Genomic DNA, 15,456 nt, shown 5'->3' on the forward strand with positions numbered 1-15,456 from the left:
GCGTAGGGCGCACTATGCCGAATGGGTGGCAGCGTCACGCGGGCTGTTTTGGGGGAAGCCCGGCGCATGCCTGGTATATAAGTGAAAAAGGGCCGCTCTGGGCGGCCCTTAGTCAGATTAGATGAGCTTTGCCATCGCAACAGCGGTGTCCGCCATGCGGTTGGAGAAGCCCCACTCGTTGTCGTACCAAGTCAGGATGCGGACCATGCGGCCTTCCATGACTTTGGTCTGATCCATGTGGAAAATGGAAGAGTGTGGGTCGTGGTTGAAGTCGGTGGAGACGTTAGGCACTTCAGTGTAGCCCAGAACGCCTTTCAGCTCACCATCAGCTGCTGCTTTGATAGCCGCATTGACTTCTTCAATGGTGGTGTCTTTTTTCGCTTCGAATACCAGATCCACAACGGAAACGTTCGGGGTTGGTACGCGGATAGCAACGCCGTCCAGTTTACCAGCCAACTCAGGCAGAACCAGACCAACAGCTTTTGCAGCACCGGTAGAAGTCGGGATCATGGAAAGAGCAGCAGCGCGGGCGCGGTACATGTCTTTGTGCATGGTATCCAGAGTAGGCTGATCACCAGTGTAGGAGTGAATGGTGGTCATGAAGCCTTTTTCGATGCCAACAGCTTTATTAAGCACCTGAGCTACCGGAGATAGGCAGTTGGTGGTGCAAGATGCGTTGGAAACAACCAGATCTTCAGAAGTCAGGGTGTCGTGGTTAACGCCGTAAACGATTGTCTTGTCAGCGCCTGCTGCAGGAGCGGAAACAAGAACGCGCTTTGCGCCAGCTTCCAGATGCAGGGCAGCTTTTTCTTTTGCAGTGAAGATGCCGGTGCATTCCATTGCAATGTCGATGCCCATTTCACCCCAAGGCAGATCTTTTGGATCGCGAATTGCGGTTACTTTGATTGGGCCGCGGCCAACATCGATGGTGTCGCCGTCTACGGTTACTTTGGCCGGGAACTTTCCGTGCACAGAATCAAACTGTAGCAGGTGTGCGTTGGTTTCAACCGGACCGAGGTCGTTGATGGCTACTACTTCGATGTCTGTACGACCAGATTCAATAATACCGCGCAGAACGTTACGTCCAATGCGACCAAAGCCATTAATGGCTACCTTTACTGCCATGTGTAACCTCTTTCGGTGTCGCGCCGCTGGTTCTCAGGGCGCTTTCAGGTTCAGGTTATGCCGGCACTGTCGGCCAGCCGTCCTAAAAATCGTGCGCCGTGCCGGGAGGTGGTTGGCGCACGAAACTTAAATTAGCCCTCAGCGATGGAGCCGAGGCGCTCTTCAACTTTAGCAACCACATTTTCTGCGGTGATGCCGAAGTGCTCGTACAACTCTTTGTAGGGAGCGGAGGCGCCAAAGCCGTCCATGCCTACGAAAATTCCATCAGGGCCGATAAAGCGATCCCAGCCTTGGCGGATGCCTGCCTCGATCGCAACCTTGACAGCACTAGCACCAATAATTGACGCTTTGTATGCGTCAGATTGTTGCTCGAACAATTCAACGCAAGGGACAGAGACCACACGGGCAAAAATTCCGCGACCTTCCAGCTGTTTCTGTGCCGCTACGGCAATTTCAACTTCAGAGCCCGTTGCGAACAGGGTAACCTGTGGCTCTTGTTCGCTGTCTGAGATGACATAAGCCCCTTTGGCACAAAGGTTTTCTTTTTCGAATACCGGGCGTAGAGAAGGCAGGTTCTGACGCGTGAGAGCAAGAATGCTTGGGGTCTGCTTTTTCTCGATTGCGAGCTGCCAACATTCCAGAGTTTCTGTGATATCCGCAGGGCGGAAGAAATTCACATTAGGAATGGCACGTAGGGCCGCATAGTGTTCCACAGGCTGGTGGGTTGGACCATCTTCGCCAAGACCAATCGAATCGTGGGTCATGACGTGGATGACGCGTTGCTTCATCAGCGCTGCGAGGCGAATGGACGGGCGGCAGTAGTCAGAGAATACCAAGAAGCCGCCAGAATAAGGGATCATGCCGCCGTGCAGGGCCATACCGTTCATGGCGGCGGCCATGCCGTGTTCGCGGATGCCCCAGTGAATGTAGCGACCAGAGAAGTCGTCCGGGGTGATCGGCAGGGTCTGCTCGGTTTTGGTGTTGTTGGAGCCGGTCAGATCGGCAGAGCCACCGATGGTCTCCGGCAGAACAGCGTTGATTACACCCAGTACAGCCTCAGAGGCTTTGCGAGTTGCGATGGTTGGCTGAGTTTCGGCAAGTTCTTGCTTGTAGGCAAGAATTGCATCTTCAAAGCCCGCAGGAAGATCGCCGCGGTTGCGTCGCTCGAATTCGGCGCGCTGATCTGCGTCGCTGGCGGCAAAGCTTGCTTCCCAGTCCTTGCGCGCTTGGGCAGAGCGAAGACCGGCAATGCGCCAAGCGTCCAGAACATCGGAGGGGACGTCGAAGGCTTCGTCTTCCCAGCCCAGTGCAGCACGGGTTGCGGCGATTTCTTCTGCCCCCAGCGGCGCGCCATGTGCCTTGCTGGTACCAGCGCGGTTTGGCGAACCAAAACCAATGGTGGTTTTAGCGGCAATCATGGTTGGCTTGTCTGCTTTGTGGGCAGCTTCAAACGCGGCTTCGAGGGCTTCTGGATCGTGACCATCTACTTCGATCGTGTTCCAGCCCGAAGCCTTGAAGCGGGCAACTTGATCGGTGCTGTCAGCCACTGAAACTTTGCCATCAATGGTAATGCCATTGTTGTCCCAGATCAGGATAAGCTTATTCAGCTTCAGGTGACCTGCAAGTGATATGGCTTCTTGCGAGATACCTTCCATCAAGCAGCCGTCGCCAGCAAGTACGTAGGTGTGGTGGTCCACAAGGCCTGTGCCGAAGCGGTTTGCCTGAATGCGCTCTGCGATCGCCATGCCAAGTGCGTTGCCAAGACCTTGACCGAGCGGGCCGGTGGTTGTCTCGATGCCCGCGCCATGGCCGAACTCAGGGTGGCCGCAGGTGAGCGCGCCCATCTGGCGGAAGTTTTTCAGCTCTTCGATGGTGAAATCTTCATAACCCAGCAGGTAGAGCAATGAGTAAAGCAGCATAGAGCCGTGACCTGCGGACAGGACGAAACGGTCGCGGTCGGCCCAGTTTGGCGCTTTTGGATCAAACTTCAAAAACTTGGTGAAAAGGACAGTGGCAATGTCGGCGGCGCCCATTGGCAGGCCAGGATGGCCAGACTTTGCTTGTTCAACAGCATCAATCGAAAGGAAACGAATGGCATTGGCCATTCTCTGGTGTTTCTCGAGATCGGTCATTTTTGTCCCGTTGCTCGTCCGGCAGGGTGGCCGGTGAAAAGGTCATATTCCATTATTCAGCTGCGCACCAGCACGCGCCTCTACCCCTAAGCGCGAAGAGTTGCCTGCGAGCAGTTAAACAATCTAGGAAAGGAGACATATCAGGTTGAGAGGTTGAGTCAATCAATCCCAAGCTGTCTCGCCGGTGTTTATTGCTCAATAATCGCTAGAGGAAAGCGACGTGCCAGCGAACTAGTAAATCAGAAATTTATAAAAAATGGTGATCTTGTGGAATGAAATTGCAAATATTTCCAGTGAGTGAAAGAAGTTTTCGCCTAGTGCCGGTGACGAGAAAGGTATCTTGGAACACTTGCTAGAATGTCGCAGGGCGTGCGACTACTTAATCCGCGATATAGTGTGCATAAGATCTGGACTTGAGGGGATTGGTATAGCGGGTCAAACCGTTTTTGCCTAGATCGATTTGCAAGGCAGATCATTGCAGGGTTTGAAACCAAACGCAGATGACCCTAAACTAGCCAAAATTAAGAATAAACTATAAAAAATTCGGGAGCTGGGTGCGCACATAACATGATGCAAGAACTGACGGAAAATCGGCAGGGTGTAAACAAAGCGTTGGAGCGGCTGACAAGTTCGATCGACGCTGTACAACGGTGCGCACGTGATCGATTGTCCAAAGACAAGTCTTTAGAAGGTTTGGAAGAAGACATCTTGCGTTTGGGAGAGGATCGATCCGAGCTAGCGGCGAAGCTGGATCGTGCCGAGGCACGCTGCGACTCGCTTGTAGAGGTTAATCGTGATGTGTCGCGCAGGCTGGTCAATGCAATGGAGACGATCCGCAGCGTTCTTGACGGGCAGGGGCAGGGCTAGATGGCGCAAGTCACCGTAACGATAAATGGCCGCACCTATCGCATGGCCTGTGATGATGGTGAAGAAAACCGGTTACACGGGCTTGCTGGGCGATTTGACGAGAGCATCGATAGCCTTCGTAGTAGCTTTGGAGAGATAGGCGATCTGCGTCTTACCGTGATGGCTGGTATTGTTGCGACAGACCAACTGGCGGAAGCCGAAAAGAAGATTTCGCAACTGCAAGAAGCGCAAGAAGCTCTAGAAGCGCGGATGGCGACACTGCAACAGGCCTATGCACAAAGCGATGCTGCGCTTGCTGAAAAGCTGGATGCTGCCAGTGCGCAGCTGGTTCAGCTGGCAAACGATATTGCAAATGGTCAGGCTGCTGTAACTGGCGATGAGCTGGATCGTAGCAGCTAGAGGCGATTGCCGCGCTGTAACTTCAGGAAACGTGCTGGAACATATGTGTGCTTTTGCAGGCGCACTTCACTGCCTGAGTCTATTGCTGCGCTTTGGGGAAGTGCATTTATTATCGCGCGAAAGCGCTTGTCTGGCTAGAGGGGTAAGTTAACGCGACGCGGGTGTTCAACCGGTTGTCCAGTCATGTTTTTTTGGCGCTAAGCAGTTGTTGAGCGCATAACGTTTTTTCTGGCAATTCTGCCGCGGCAAGCCTATAGGAATAGGAGCGTTGCTGCGTGGTTTGTCAGGAGCAAACTATCCCCGGGGCCTTACGCATTTCCTCGGGAGCTGTCCCTGGACCGGCTCGTGGGCTGGACTAAACGGCGCCCACCTACATTGTAGGTTCTCCGGGATGCACATGTCTCCAACGGCCATCGTGGCGCGCACTTTCCTTTATACCTTATTGGCTGCACTTCCGTTGCTTGCTTGTTTTGCCTTTGCTGGTCTGCTAGGGAAAACGCAGGATTTAAGCCAGACGGGGGCGACTATCTCCAGAACCGATCAGGAAACAGATGGCGCGCATATGCTTGTGATGCAGAAGCGTGAGTTGCGCTTGATGGCGCTTGGCTGTCGGGCCAGTTTGCCGCTTGATATGCGTCTAGCTGCGGCGATGGGCATTGCGGATCATGCTGCAATTGCACCTGCGCTGGGTGGAGTTTGCGTAGCCGGGTACTGGCCAATTCACGAAGAAGCCGATCCCCGCCCTTTGATGGACGCGCTGCGTGTGGGCGGGGCAGAGTTGTGCCTGCCTGCGGTTGTTGGCGAGGATTTGGAGTTTCGTCGCTTACATCCAGACAGCGAGCTTGTTGCAGCTGGGTTTGGTACAAAAGCGCCAAAAGATGGCGTGGTTTTGCCGGATGTGCTGTTGGTGCCATTGGCGGCCTTCGATGGTGAAGGGGGCAGGATAGGTTATGGGCGCGGGTTCTACGACCGGGCGCTGGCTAGCCTCTCAAAAGAGAAACAGGTGTTTACCATTGGAGTGGCTTTTGCCTGCCAACGTGTGGGCAACGTGCCCATGGAAGCACATGATCGTTATTTAGATGCCATGGTGACAGAAGACGGCTTCGAGGTGTATAGCGAGGCCTTCAAACGATTTCTCCAGCAAAGGACTTAGGGAATGCGGCTGCTGTTTTTAGGGGATCTGGTCGGGCGTGCGGGCCGGACAATCGTGATCGAGCGGCTACCGGAGCTGGTTGAGCGCAACAGGCTCGATTTTGTTGTTGTCAATGGCGAGAATGCCGCTGCCGGTTTCGGGATAACCGAGCAGATCCTGCAGGATGTGCTGGATGCTGGGGCGGACGTGGTCACGACGGGAAACCATGTGTGGGACCAACGGGATACGCTGGTATATATTGAGCGACAGGATCGTTTGTTGCGACCTGCCAATTACCCAGTGGGATCTCCCGGGCGGGGCGCGCACCTTTTCCGCGCACGTAATGGCGCTAATGTGCTGGTGGCGAACGTGATGGGCCGGGTCTACATGGATGCGTTGGATGACCCGTTTGCGGCGATCGACCGCATTTTGGATGAGTGTCCGCTGGGCCAAGTTGCTGACGCGATTATCATTGATATGCACGCAGAGGCGACTTCGGAGAAGCAGGCCATGGGTCATTTTTGCGATGGTAGAGCTTCGCTGGTGGTGGGAACGCATACGCATACGCCAACAGCGGATCATCAAATACTGGATGGCGGTACAGCTTACCTTTCCGATGCCGGTATGTGCGGAGACTATAACTCAGTGCTTGGTATGGAAAAGGACGAGCCGGTCAGTCGGTTTATGCGTAAGATACCGGGTGGACGCTTTACGCCGTCTATGGGGCCGGCGACGCTTTGCGGGGTTGCCGTGGAGACGGACGACGCGACAGGGCTTGCAACCGCGGTATCGCCTGTGCGCCTTGGGGGGCGGCTTGAGCAGGTGATGCCCAGCTTCTGGGGCAGCTAGGCAACCGAAAGGAAATGTTCGGGCCTGCTGCGACATAGAGGGGAAGGCGCTGCTCCCCCTTTATTTTAGTCTGTAAGGCCTTTATAAGCGGCGGCGCAAAAGAATTCCCATCGAAACGCAAGTGTCCGGCTCCGTAAGGAGGGGCGGGCTGGTGATTTGAAGGGCGAAACTCAAACGACATCACGACTAGCCGGGAAGACCTATGGCAGGACATTCAAAATTTAAAAACATCATGCACCGCAAAGGCCGTCAGGATGCTGTACGGTCCAAGCTGTTTTCACGTTTGTCTAAAGAGATTACAGTTGCGGCGAAAATGGGCGATCCAGACCCGGATAAAAACCCGCGCCTGCGTTTGGCTGTGCAGAATGCCAAAGGCCAATCCATGCCTAAAGATAACATCGCGCGGGCGATTGCAAAGTCGCAAGGCGGTGAAGGCGCTGACTACACCGAGATCCGTTATGAGGGATATGGCCCCGGCGGTACCGCCATCATTGTTGAAGTGTTGACGGACAACAAAAACCGCTCTGCAGCGAATGTCCGGTCCTATTTCACCAAGTATGGTGGCTCTATGGGGGAAACTGGCTCGGTGTCCTTCATGTTCGACCGGGTCGGCGAGTTGGTTTACAAGCCAGAGGCTGGCGATGCCGATGCCGTCATGGAAGCTGGTATCGAAGCTGGTGCGGATGATGTGGAAAGCGATGAAGAAGGCCACACCATTATCTGCGCGTTTGAAGACCTTTCCGAAGTTTCCAAAGCACTGGAAGGTGCGCTGGGCGAAGCTGATTCTGTAAAAACCATCTGGAAGCCGCAGAATCTGGTGGAAGTGAACGAAGAAAAGGCCGGGACCATCATGAAGCTGATGGATGCGCTGGAAGATGATGATGACGTACAGAATGTCTACTCTAACTTCGACATCTCCGAGGACGTGCTTGCCAAGCTTGGCTAGGCGGGCGTGCAGGAATGCAACACTTGCGGACGCAAAATATAAAGGGCAGCTTCGGGCTGCCCTTTATATTTTGCAGGTACTTCGGTGTTAATCGTTATTTTCCAAGTGGTGTAATGGCAGGGGGCCGTTGGCCTTTACGGTGCGGATGGCGAAGTTGGAGCGGACATCTTCGACACCATCAAGCGACATCAAAAAGTCTGTCAGGAAGTGGTCGTAGATGTCTAGGCTGGGCACCACAACCTCGGCCAGAATATCTGATTGCCCGGAAACCAGATGGCATGAAACCACTTCTGGTTGGCTAAGAAGACGCTCGAGAATCCCATCAGCCTTGGCGCGGCTTTGCTTGTTCATGCGCATTTCGACAAAGACGGTCATGCCAAGTCCGACGCTGCGTCGGTTTACCGAAGCTTGATAACCGTCGATTACTCCAGCCTCTTCAAGATTTTTTACCCGCCGCAGGCAAGGTGAGGGGGAAAGTGCGACTTTTGTAGCGAGCTCGACATTAGTCAAGCGGCCATCTTGCTGCAGGTTTTTCAAGATCTCGAAGTCGATCGAGTCGAGGGAAGTCTTTGGCATGAATTCGCTGTTTCTCGGTTGTTATAGGTGTTTTATTGCGAATGCTGCCTTGATTAGTAGATCATTGATGCTAAGGCAATAGCTAATTGCCGTAGAGACGTGTGTAGAAATGCCGCTATTGTGCATCTAGAGGTCGAATATCGGCAGGGATGTGAGCGCCGCTGCCAAAATGAGTAAATACGCTATGCGCCGATAGAAAACTCCAGAGGCTTTGGAAAAAGCCCAGCTGCCCACCTTTAGCGCGAGCGCGTAAACTGGGGCGGCGACTAGAGCCAAGGCAAAGATTTTGAGGCTAAACAAGCCGTACCACCAAAACGCGCTGTAGGAGAACAGGCTACTAAATGCGAAGAAAGTAATAAGGTTGGCCCGTATAATCATGGCTGGCTGAGGGCCAGACATCCAAAAGGAGACAACGGGCGGGCCGGACATTTGTGCAAGGCCGCCTAAAACGCCTGCGGTCATGCCGACACCAAGGGATGGCAATGCGGTCGGCTCGCCTTTGAAGCGCCAGCCAGAGGCAATGAGTGCCAGCAGAGCAAGCACGATAAGTGAAAGGCACCAGCGCACCACCACTTGGTCAAGGTGAGCGAGCAAGTAAACCCCGAGAAAAACCGTGAGACCAGCTCCAATAATGGCAGGAGCAACGGAACGGCGCTGGCATTTGCCGATGGCGCCGGGCACCATGGGCAAGGTTACAAGGGAATCCAGCAATAGAAACGTAGGGGCGACGATTTTGGGATCAACTTGCGTGGCTGCAAGTGGCATCATAATCATACCGGCACCAAACCCGGCAAACCCGCGGGTCAATCCAGCAACGGTCAAGGCGAACGCAAGAAAAATCCAGCCGGACTGTTCCAGCGCTGGTAAGCTGTCGATTATCATAGAGAGGCCTTGAGATTGCCGAATTGGTAAGTGGTTTCCCTAAAATCATAGGGCTTTCTGTCTTTAGTGGGTGGGAGTGGTAGCGTCAAACGGAATCTTTTGTTACCGCTTTGTTCTATGAGCTTAACGATTCGAATACTTGGGATTGATCCCGGTTTGCGGCGCACCGGTTGGGGCGCCATTGATGTAAGCGGTAATCGCATGCAGTTTGTTGGCAGCGGGACGGTGACTTCCGATGCTGATCTTGATCTTGCCAGCAGGTTGAAGCAGCTCCACGATGGCCTGCAGGATGTTGTGGCACAGGTTCGACCACAAGAGACGGCGGTGGAAAACACTTTTGTCAACAAAGATGCCGGGGCGACCCTTAAGCTGGGACAAGCGCGGGGTATAGCGCTGCTTGTTCCTTCCTTGCATGGTTTGCCTGTGGCGGAATATGCGCCTAACCTTGTGAAAAAGACTGTGGTGGGCACAGGGCATGCTGACAAGGAACAGATCCGCATGATGGTCAAGGTTTTGTTGCCTAGAGCGCATTTTAATTCTGACGATGCGGCGGATGCTTTGGCTATTGCCATTTGCCATGCGCAACATCGCGGCGCGCCGGAGCACGCCTTAAAGCAAGCGCCCAGCAAGAAACGAGTAACGACCGGAGGGAGCGCGATATGATTGGCAAGCTAAAGGGTATCGTTGATAGCTATCAAGATGATTATGTGCTGCTTGATGTTCACGGCGTGTGTTATCAGGTTTATTGCCCTTCACGGGTGTTACAGCAGCTGCCAAGAGTTGGCGAAGCCACATCGGTGGCTATCGAAACTGTGGTTCGCGAGGATATGATCCGCCTTTATGGATTTGCTAATGACGGAGAACGTGAGTGGTTCCGCCTGCTCACCACTGTGCAGGGGGTTGGTGCAAAGGTGGCGTTGGCAATCCTCGGGATTATGGGTGCAGCAGATGTGGCTAATGCGATTGCACTGGGTGACAAGACCAGCATTATGCGGGCACCGGGTGTAGGCAAAAAGGTTGCCGAACGTATCCTGAGTGAACTAAAGGACAAAGCGCCCGGATTTGCCAGCGTGGATGCTGGCAGTATTGAAGTGGCGCAAGCAGCCCTAGCACCACTGGGTGCTGGCGCGATTGGCGATGCGGTTTCGGCACTTACCAACCTTGGCTATCAAAATGCGCAGGCGGCAGCAGCCGTTGCGGCGGCAGTAAAGACAGCAGGCGAAGATGCACCAGCGGAGAAACTTATCCGGCTTGGTCTTAAGGAATTGGCGCAATGAGCGATGAGGCAGACCGCCTTGTATCCCCGCAAATCATAGGGGACGAAATTGATAGTGGCATGCGGCCACAAAGCCTTGATGAGTTTACGGGCCAGAAGCTGGCGCGCGAGAATCTCAAGGTGTTCATTGGCGCAGCGAAGGCTCGCGGCGAGGCGCTGGATCACGTGTTGTTCGTGGGGCCTCCCGGCCTTGGCAAGACCACTCTGGCGCAGATCATGGCGCGCGAACTTGGCGTAAACTTCCGAGCGACATCGGGGCCAGTGATTGCCAAAGCGGGTGATTTGGCGGCGCTGCTGACCAATCTGGAAGATCGTGACGTCCTATTTATTGATGAGATTCACCGGCTTAATCCCGCAGTTGAGGAAGTGCTTTATCCGGCAATGGAGGATTTCCAGCTTGATTTGATTATCGGCGAGGGGCCAGCGGCGCGCTCCGTGAAGATTGATCTTGCTAAATTTACATTGGTGGCGGCGACTACACGTCTTGGGCTGCTCACGACGCCGCTACGCGATCGTTTCGGGATTCCTGTGCGGCTGGAGTTTTATACGCCGGAAGAGCTGGAGTTGATTGTTAAGCGCGGGGCGCGGTTGCTGGGAATAGGTATGAGTGATGACGGGGCCCGTGAGATCGCGCGCCGCTCTCGTGGTACGCCACGCATTGCCGGGCGTTTGCTGCGCCGTGTGCGCGACTTTGCCATCGTGGCCGGAGATCAGCAGATTGACACTGGGCTAGCAGACCGTGCTTTGCAGCAGCTTGAAGTAGACCGTGCTGGTTTTGACGCACTTGACCGGCGCTACATGAACCAGATTGCTCGTAACTTTGGTGGCGGGCCAGTGGGAATCGAGACAATAGCTGCCGCGTTATCGGAACCACGTGATGCTATTGAAGAGATTGTAGAGCCCTATTTGATCCAGAATGGTTATTTGCAGCGGACGCCGCGCGGGCGGGTGTTAACGCGCGCGGCTTTCAACCACCTCGGGCTTGCCGTGCCTGAAGCGGGCGGGGCTCCGCAAATGACACTGTTTCAGGAGCCAGAAGAATGAGCACCGCTGAGAGGCGTTGGCCAGATTTGGCGGGCCGGTTTGAAGAGAGAACGCACATTTTGCCGGTACGCGTTTACTACGAGGACACAGACTTCTCCGGTATTGTCTATCATGCCAATTATCTGAAATTTATCGAGCGGGGCCGCAGCGACTTTTTGCGGCTAAAGGGCCTGCATCATCATGAAATGGAAGCGGGAAAGCATGGTCCGCCACTGGTGTTTGCAGTGCGAAAAATGGAAATCGAGTTTCTCAAGTCCGCGCGGATCGATGATGCACTTGTGATTCACACTAGGCTCAATGCTGTGCGCGGTGCGCGAATCAATATGCAACAATCTGTGTGGCGCGGTGAAGAAAAGCTGTTTGAGGCCGAGGTCATGATCGCGGTTATTACGCCAGAAGGCTGGCCCGTTCGACTGCCTGCGGCACTCGCCGAGGCGCTTAATGCTTGACGTGCAATACCCAAAAACTGCAGATTTCAGGGGCTAGAAGCCCCTTTTTTTATCCGCGTGCCCGATGGCACTTCCCCTCATGCGCACTGGTTTAATCTACTTATGTTAAAGCTTCAGTAACCTTAACAGGCTCTTTTTAGGGATTGCTGGAATTGGTCGGACAGTCGAAGTTTTGCCAAATTCAGCGGGCAAGAAGTGAAAGATTTTGTTTTGCAGATACTTGTCGAAGCACCTTGGTGGGGGCCGGCGGGTTGAGACGTCGAAGGGTCGACACCTATGAATTCTGACAGTGTTGTTGAAGGCGCTCTGCAGGGGGCAGCCTCTGACATGTCTTACCTCTCTTTGTTTCTTGAGGCGGATATTGTCGTCAAGCTAGTCATGTTGGGGTTGCTGGCAGCTTCCATCTGGAGCTGGGCGATTATCATCGACAAGGTGTTGCTTTACGCGCGCACCAAGAAGCAAATGGAACGGTTTGAGAATGTGTTCTGGTCTGGCCAGTCGCTGGACGAGCTCTATAAGTCGCTCGGCTCGCGTGCGAATGATGGCATGGCCGCGCTGTTTGTGGCCGCGATGCGCGAATGGAAGCGTTCGCTAGAAACTCCGAAGCCGGCGATCGCAAGTTTGCAGCAGCGCATTGACCGGGTTATGGATTTGACGATTTCCCGCGAGGCGGAGCGACTGGAAAAGCGGTTGTTGTTTTTGGCGACGATCGGCTCGGCTGCGCCGTTTGTGGGCCTGTTTGGCACAGTCTGGGGCATTATGAATGCCTTTACCTCCATTGCTGCTTCGAAGAATACCAGCCTGGCTGTGGTGGCGCCGGGTATTGCCGAGGCGCTGTTTGCGACGGCGCTTGGGCTGATTGCGGCTATTCCGGCGGTTATTGCTTACAACAAGCTGCAATCAGATGCAGGTAAACTGAGTGCGCGCATGGAAGGGTTTGCCGATGAGTTCTCGGCAATTCTATCACGGCGCATTGACGAGCGGGTGTAAGCGATGGGCATGGGCACAGCTGGAGGTTCTGGTGCAGGGCGTTCGCGCCGCGGAAGGCGGCGGCATGCGCATGCACCCATGAGCGAGATCAACGTGACACCGATGGTGGATGTGATGCTAGTGTTGCTCATCATCTTTATGGTGGCGGCACCGTTGTTGACCGTGGGTGTGCCTATTGACCTGCCAAAAACCCGCGCCAACCAGCTGGAAGGGGACACGGAGCCCATAGCGATTTCAGTGCGCGATGATGGCACGGTCTATATTCAGGATACCCAGATCCCTGTCGAAGAGCTGGAAGCAAAGTTGAAGGCAATTGCGAGAAACGGTTACGACGAACGGATTTTTGTGCGCGGCGACAAGAGCACCGATTATGGCGAGGTTATGAAGGTCATGGGCCGGATTAACGCAGCTGGCTATAAGCGTATTGGCCTTGTCACGCTTGAGGAGCAAGGCGGCTCGTAACCATGCGCTCCTCTTTGATTGCCTCAACCGTCTTACATGGGACCTTGCTGGTTGCAGGGCTTATTGCGCTGCCTGACGTGGAGCGAATGAGCGCTGAGCCGGTGGAAAGCTTGCCTGTGGAGTTGCTGAGTATCGAAGAGCTCACGATAATTCAACAGGGTTCTAAGCGGGCAAAGCAGTTGGCTGAAGCCTCTGTCGCACCGACAACAAAACCAAAACCGGTGGAGGATCCAAAAGGCGAGACAGAGGTGAAGAGCGAGGCACCCGTGGCCGAAAAACCAGCGCCGCGTCAAACCCAAAGCGCAGCAGAGCCTGCGCCGCAAAGCGAGCCTGAACCATCTGTTGATCCGCAGGCGCCGAAGCAGGCGGAGGCCGAGCCTCAAGAGGTCGCGGAACCGGCACCTGAGGCTGAAAAGCCGAAACTTGCAGACAAGCTGGTAAAGGTGATGCCGATAAGCAAGCCGCGTGTGCGGCCTCGACCTGAGCCTGAAAAGAAGACAAAGCGCGATTTTGATCCGAACAAGATTGCTGCTTTGTTGAATAAAACAACACCTGCAGGCGGGGGCGTTGCACAGGATGATAAGCCAGCGGCGCTTGGAACGGCGAACGGGCGCACTAATGTCAAGTTGTCGGTTTCCGAACTGGATGCGCTACGCAGCCAGGTTGCGCGCTGTTGGAATCCACCCACAGGTGCGCAAGGTGCCGAAACGTTGAAGGTGCGGTTGCAATTCAATCTCTCGCGTGAGGGGGAGGTGACCGGCGCTCCGCAAGTGTTGAACTCTGTGTCACACCGGGCCTTCCCCGCCGCTGCCCAAAGCGCTGTGCGGGCGGTGTATCGTTGCGGTCCCTATCAGCTACCAGTCGCGAAGTATGACGCATGGCAGACTGTCATTATTAATTTCGATCCCCAGCAGATGCTGGGTTACTAAGACTTGAAGGAGAGCGTGTAGATGCTCGTTGCCCGACGCAAAATGCTCCTGTTGTTGGCAGGGATGAAAATACGCAGGCAGCTGTTTTCAGCATTTGCTGCGATGCTTGGCGTTTTTATGGCCATGCCATCTGCGCATGCACTGATCGAGATCAATATTACCGAGGGCAATGTAGAGCCAATGCCGATTGCGTTGCCCGCATTCGCAGCGCAAGGCACAGCGCCGGATATGGCTAGCAAAGTGAGCGCCGTGGTGGAAGCTGATTTGCGTCGCTCTGGCTTACTAGCGCCATTAGATCCAGCGTCGTTTATTCAGCAAGGCATGTCGGCAAGCAGCATGCCGCGCTTTGGCGATTGGCGTACAATTGGCGCACAGGCATTGGTTAGCGGCTCTTTGGTGGCGCAACCCAATGGGCAGATCAAGGCCGAGTTTCGTTTGTGGGATGTGTTCGCCGGGCAGCAATTGGTGGGGCAGCAATTTGTTACCAGCCCTGAAAACTGGCGGCGTTTGGCGCATATCATCGCTGATACGATTTATGAGAGACTGACCGGCGAGCGTGGTTATTTTGACACGCGCATTGTCTTTATCGATGAAAGCGGACCAAAAGATAAGCGGCGCAAGCGTTTGGCCATTATGGATCAAGACGGGGCGAATGTCCGCTATCTGACCGACGGAGCAGATCTCGTGCTTACACCGCGGTTTTCACCAGTGCGCCAAGAAGTGACCTACATGTCGTATGTGGGTGGCAATCCGCAGGTTTACTTGTTTAATATCGAAAGCGGGCAGCGTGAAGTTCTTGGCAATTTCCCGGGTATGACCTTTGCGCCGCGTTTTTCGCCGGATGGACAAAAGGTCATTATGAGCTTGCAGCAGGGCAGCAATGCTAATCTGTTTGTAATGGATCTGCGCTCGCGCCGGACAACGCGGCTTACCAACACGCCTGCAATTGATACCAGCCCGTCGTTTTCGCCAGATGGTCAACGTGTGGTTTTTGAAAGTGATCGGGGGGGATCGCAGCAGCTTTATGTGATGAACGCCAACGGCAGCAATGCGCAGCGGATCAGCTTTGGGCCGGGGCGCTATTCGACACCTGTTTGGTCGCCGCGCGGTGATTTGATCGCTTTTACAAAAGTGCATCAGGGCCGGTTTATGATCGGGGTTATGCGACCTGATGGCAAAGGCGAGAGAATTCTCACAGAAGGTTATCACAATGAAGGGCCGGCTTGGTCGCCAAATGGGCGCGTGCTTGTGTTCTTCCGCGATACACCGGGTGCGAGCGGTGGGCCGCAAGTGTGGACTGTGGATTTAACGGGATATAACGAACAGCGGGTGGATACGCCGAATTTTGCTTCGGACCCTGCCTGGTCACCGACACTGGACTAAAAGAACAATAACTGC

The 15,456-nt window shown here is 54.5% G+C and carries 17 protein-coding genes and 1 other RNA gene; 14 read left to right on the top strand and 4 right to left on the bottom strand.

Annotated features, from left to right (window positions below; translation table 11 throughout):
* Positions 1–117: 117 nt before the first annotated feature.
* Together gap and tkt are read right to left on the bottom strand one after the other, a co-directional pair.
* Positions 118–1,125, bottom strand: a complete 1,008-nt coding sequence (gene gap, locus AYK82_RS07335; protein WP_068313424.1) for a type I glyceraldehyde-3-phosphate dehydrogenase — start codon at positions 1,123–1,125, stop codon at positions 118–120.
* Between the two features lie 131 nt (positions 1,126–1,256).
* Positions 1,257–3,257 (bottom strand): transketolase, encoded by a 2,001-nt coding sequence (tkt, locus tag AYK82_RS07340; protein ID WP_068313427.1) that lies wholly within the window; start codon positions 3,255–3,257, stop codon positions 1,257–1,259.
* A gap of 567 nt (positions 3,258–3,824) precedes the next feature.
* Here tkt and AYK82_RS07345 point away from each other — a divergent pair.
* The 6 genes from AYK82_RS07345 (at position 3,825) to AYK82_RS07365 (ending at position 7,450) form a co-directional block, all read left to right on the top strand.
* On the top strand, positions 3,825–4,124 hold the full coding sequence (locus AYK82_RS07345) for a DUF4164 domain-containing protein (protein WP_068313430.1): 300 nt from the start codon (positions 3,825–3,827) through the stop codon (positions 4,122–4,124).
* Positions 4,125–4,523, top strand: coding sequence for a cell division protein ZapA (locus AYK82_RS07350; protein ID WP_068313433.1), 399 nt, complete (start codon positions 4,125–4,127; stop codon positions 4,521–4,523).
* A 265-nt stretch (positions 4,524–4,788) separates the two neighbouring features.
* A non-coding RNA gene (ssrS, locus tag AYK82_RS07355) (6S RNA) lies at positions 4,789–4,948 on the top strand.
* Entirely contained in the window at positions 4,939–5,676 is a 738-nt protein-coding gene (locus AYK82_RS17715) for a 5-formyltetrahydrofolate cyclo-ligase (RefSeq protein ID WP_244265726.1), read from the top strand. Before ssrS ends, AYK82_RS17715 begins: the two co-directional genes overlap by 10 nt.
* A gap of 3 nt (positions 5,677–5,679) precedes the next feature.
* A complete protein-coding gene (locus AYK82_RS07360) occupies positions 5,680–6,504 on the top strand; it encodes a TIGR00282 family metallophosphoesterase (RefSeq protein ID WP_068313439.1) in 825 nt (274 codons plus the stop codon).
* A gap of 202 nt (positions 6,505–6,706) precedes the next feature.
* Complete coding sequence (locus tag AYK82_RS07365) at positions 6,707–7,450, top strand: YebC/PmpR family DNA-binding transcriptional regulator (RefSeq protein ID WP_068313442.1); 744 nt, start codon at positions 6,707–6,709, stop codon at positions 7,448–7,450.
* 87 nt (positions 7,451–7,537) lie between these two features.
* Here the strand turns inward: AYK82_RS07365 and AYK82_RS07370 are convergent, their stop codons facing one another.
* Complete coding sequence (locus AYK82_RS07370) at positions 7,538–8,026, bottom strand: Lrp/AsnC family transcriptional regulator (RefSeq protein ID WP_068313445.1); 489 nt, start codon at positions 8,024–8,026, stop codon at positions 7,538–7,540.
* Between the two features lie 126 nt (positions 8,027–8,152).
* Positions 8,153–8,908, bottom strand: coding sequence for a sulfite exporter TauE/SafE family protein (locus AYK82_RS07375; protein WP_068313448.1), 756 nt, complete (start codon positions 8,906–8,908; stop codon positions 8,153–8,155).
* Between the two features lie 117 nt (positions 8,909–9,025).
* Between AYK82_RS07375 and ruvC the strand changes: the two genes are divergently transcribed.
* The 8 genes from ruvC to tolB all read left to right on the top strand — a co-directional run bounded on the left by ruvC (position 9,026) and on the right by tolB (position 15,441).
* Complete coding sequence (gene ruvC, locus AYK82_RS07380) at positions 9,026–9,571, top strand: crossover junction endodeoxyribonuclease RuvC (RefSeq protein ID WP_068313452.1); 546 nt, start codon at positions 9,026–9,028, stop codon at positions 9,569–9,571.
* A complete protein-coding gene (gene ruvA / locus AYK82_RS07385) occupies positions 9,568–10,185 on the top strand; it encodes a Holliday junction branch migration protein RuvA (RefSeq protein ID WP_068313454.1) in 618 nt (205 codons plus the stop codon). The genes ruvC and ruvA overlap by 4 nt, the downstream gene beginning before the upstream one ends.
* Positions 10,182–11,228: a Holliday junction branch migration DNA helicase RuvB gene (ruvB, locus tag AYK82_RS07390; RefSeq protein WP_068313457.1), complete on the top strand. Its 1,047-nt coding sequence runs from the start codon at positions 10,182–10,184 to the stop codon at positions 11,226–11,228. The genes ruvA and ruvB overlap by 4 nt, the downstream gene beginning before the upstream one ends.
* Complete coding sequence (gene ybgC / locus AYK82_RS07395) at positions 11,225–11,677, top strand: tol-pal system-associated acyl-CoA thioesterase (RefSeq protein WP_068313460.1); 453 nt, start codon at positions 11,225–11,227, stop codon at positions 11,675–11,677. Before ruvB ends, ybgC begins: the two co-directional genes overlap by 4 nt.
* 276 nt (positions 11,678–11,953) lie before the next feature.
* Positions 11,954–12,667, top strand: coding sequence for a protein TolQ (tolQ, locus tag AYK82_RS07400; protein ID WP_068313463.1), 714 nt, complete (start codon positions 11,954–11,956; stop codon positions 12,665–12,667).
* A 3-nt stretch (positions 12,668–12,670) separates the two neighbouring features.
* Positions 12,671–13,129, top strand: a complete 459-nt coding sequence (gene tolR, locus AYK82_RS07405) for a protein TolR (protein WP_068313466.1) — start codon at positions 12,671–12,673, stop codon at positions 13,127–13,129.
* Positions 13,130–13,131: 2 nt separating this feature from the next.
* Positions 13,132–14,058, top strand: coding sequence for an energy transducer TonB family protein (locus AYK82_RS07410; RefSeq protein ID WP_068313470.1), 927 nt, complete (start codon positions 13,132–13,134; stop codon positions 14,056–14,058).
* A gap of 102 nt (positions 14,059–14,160) precedes the next feature.
* Positions 14,161–15,441 carry a Tol-Pal system beta propeller repeat protein TolB gene (gene tolB / locus AYK82_RS07415; protein WP_244265730.1) on the top strand — a complete coding sequence of 427 codons (1,281 nt, stop codon included), beginning with the start codon at positions 14,161–14,163 and terminating at the stop codon, positions 15,439–15,441.
* Positions 15,442–15,456: the final 15 nt, after the last annotated feature.

It is taken from the genome of Polycladidibacter hongkongensis (assembly GCF_001561995.1).
GTDB lineage: Bacteria > Pseudomonadota > Alphaproteobacteria > Rhizobiales > Stappiaceae > Pseudovibrio > Pseudovibrio hongkongensis.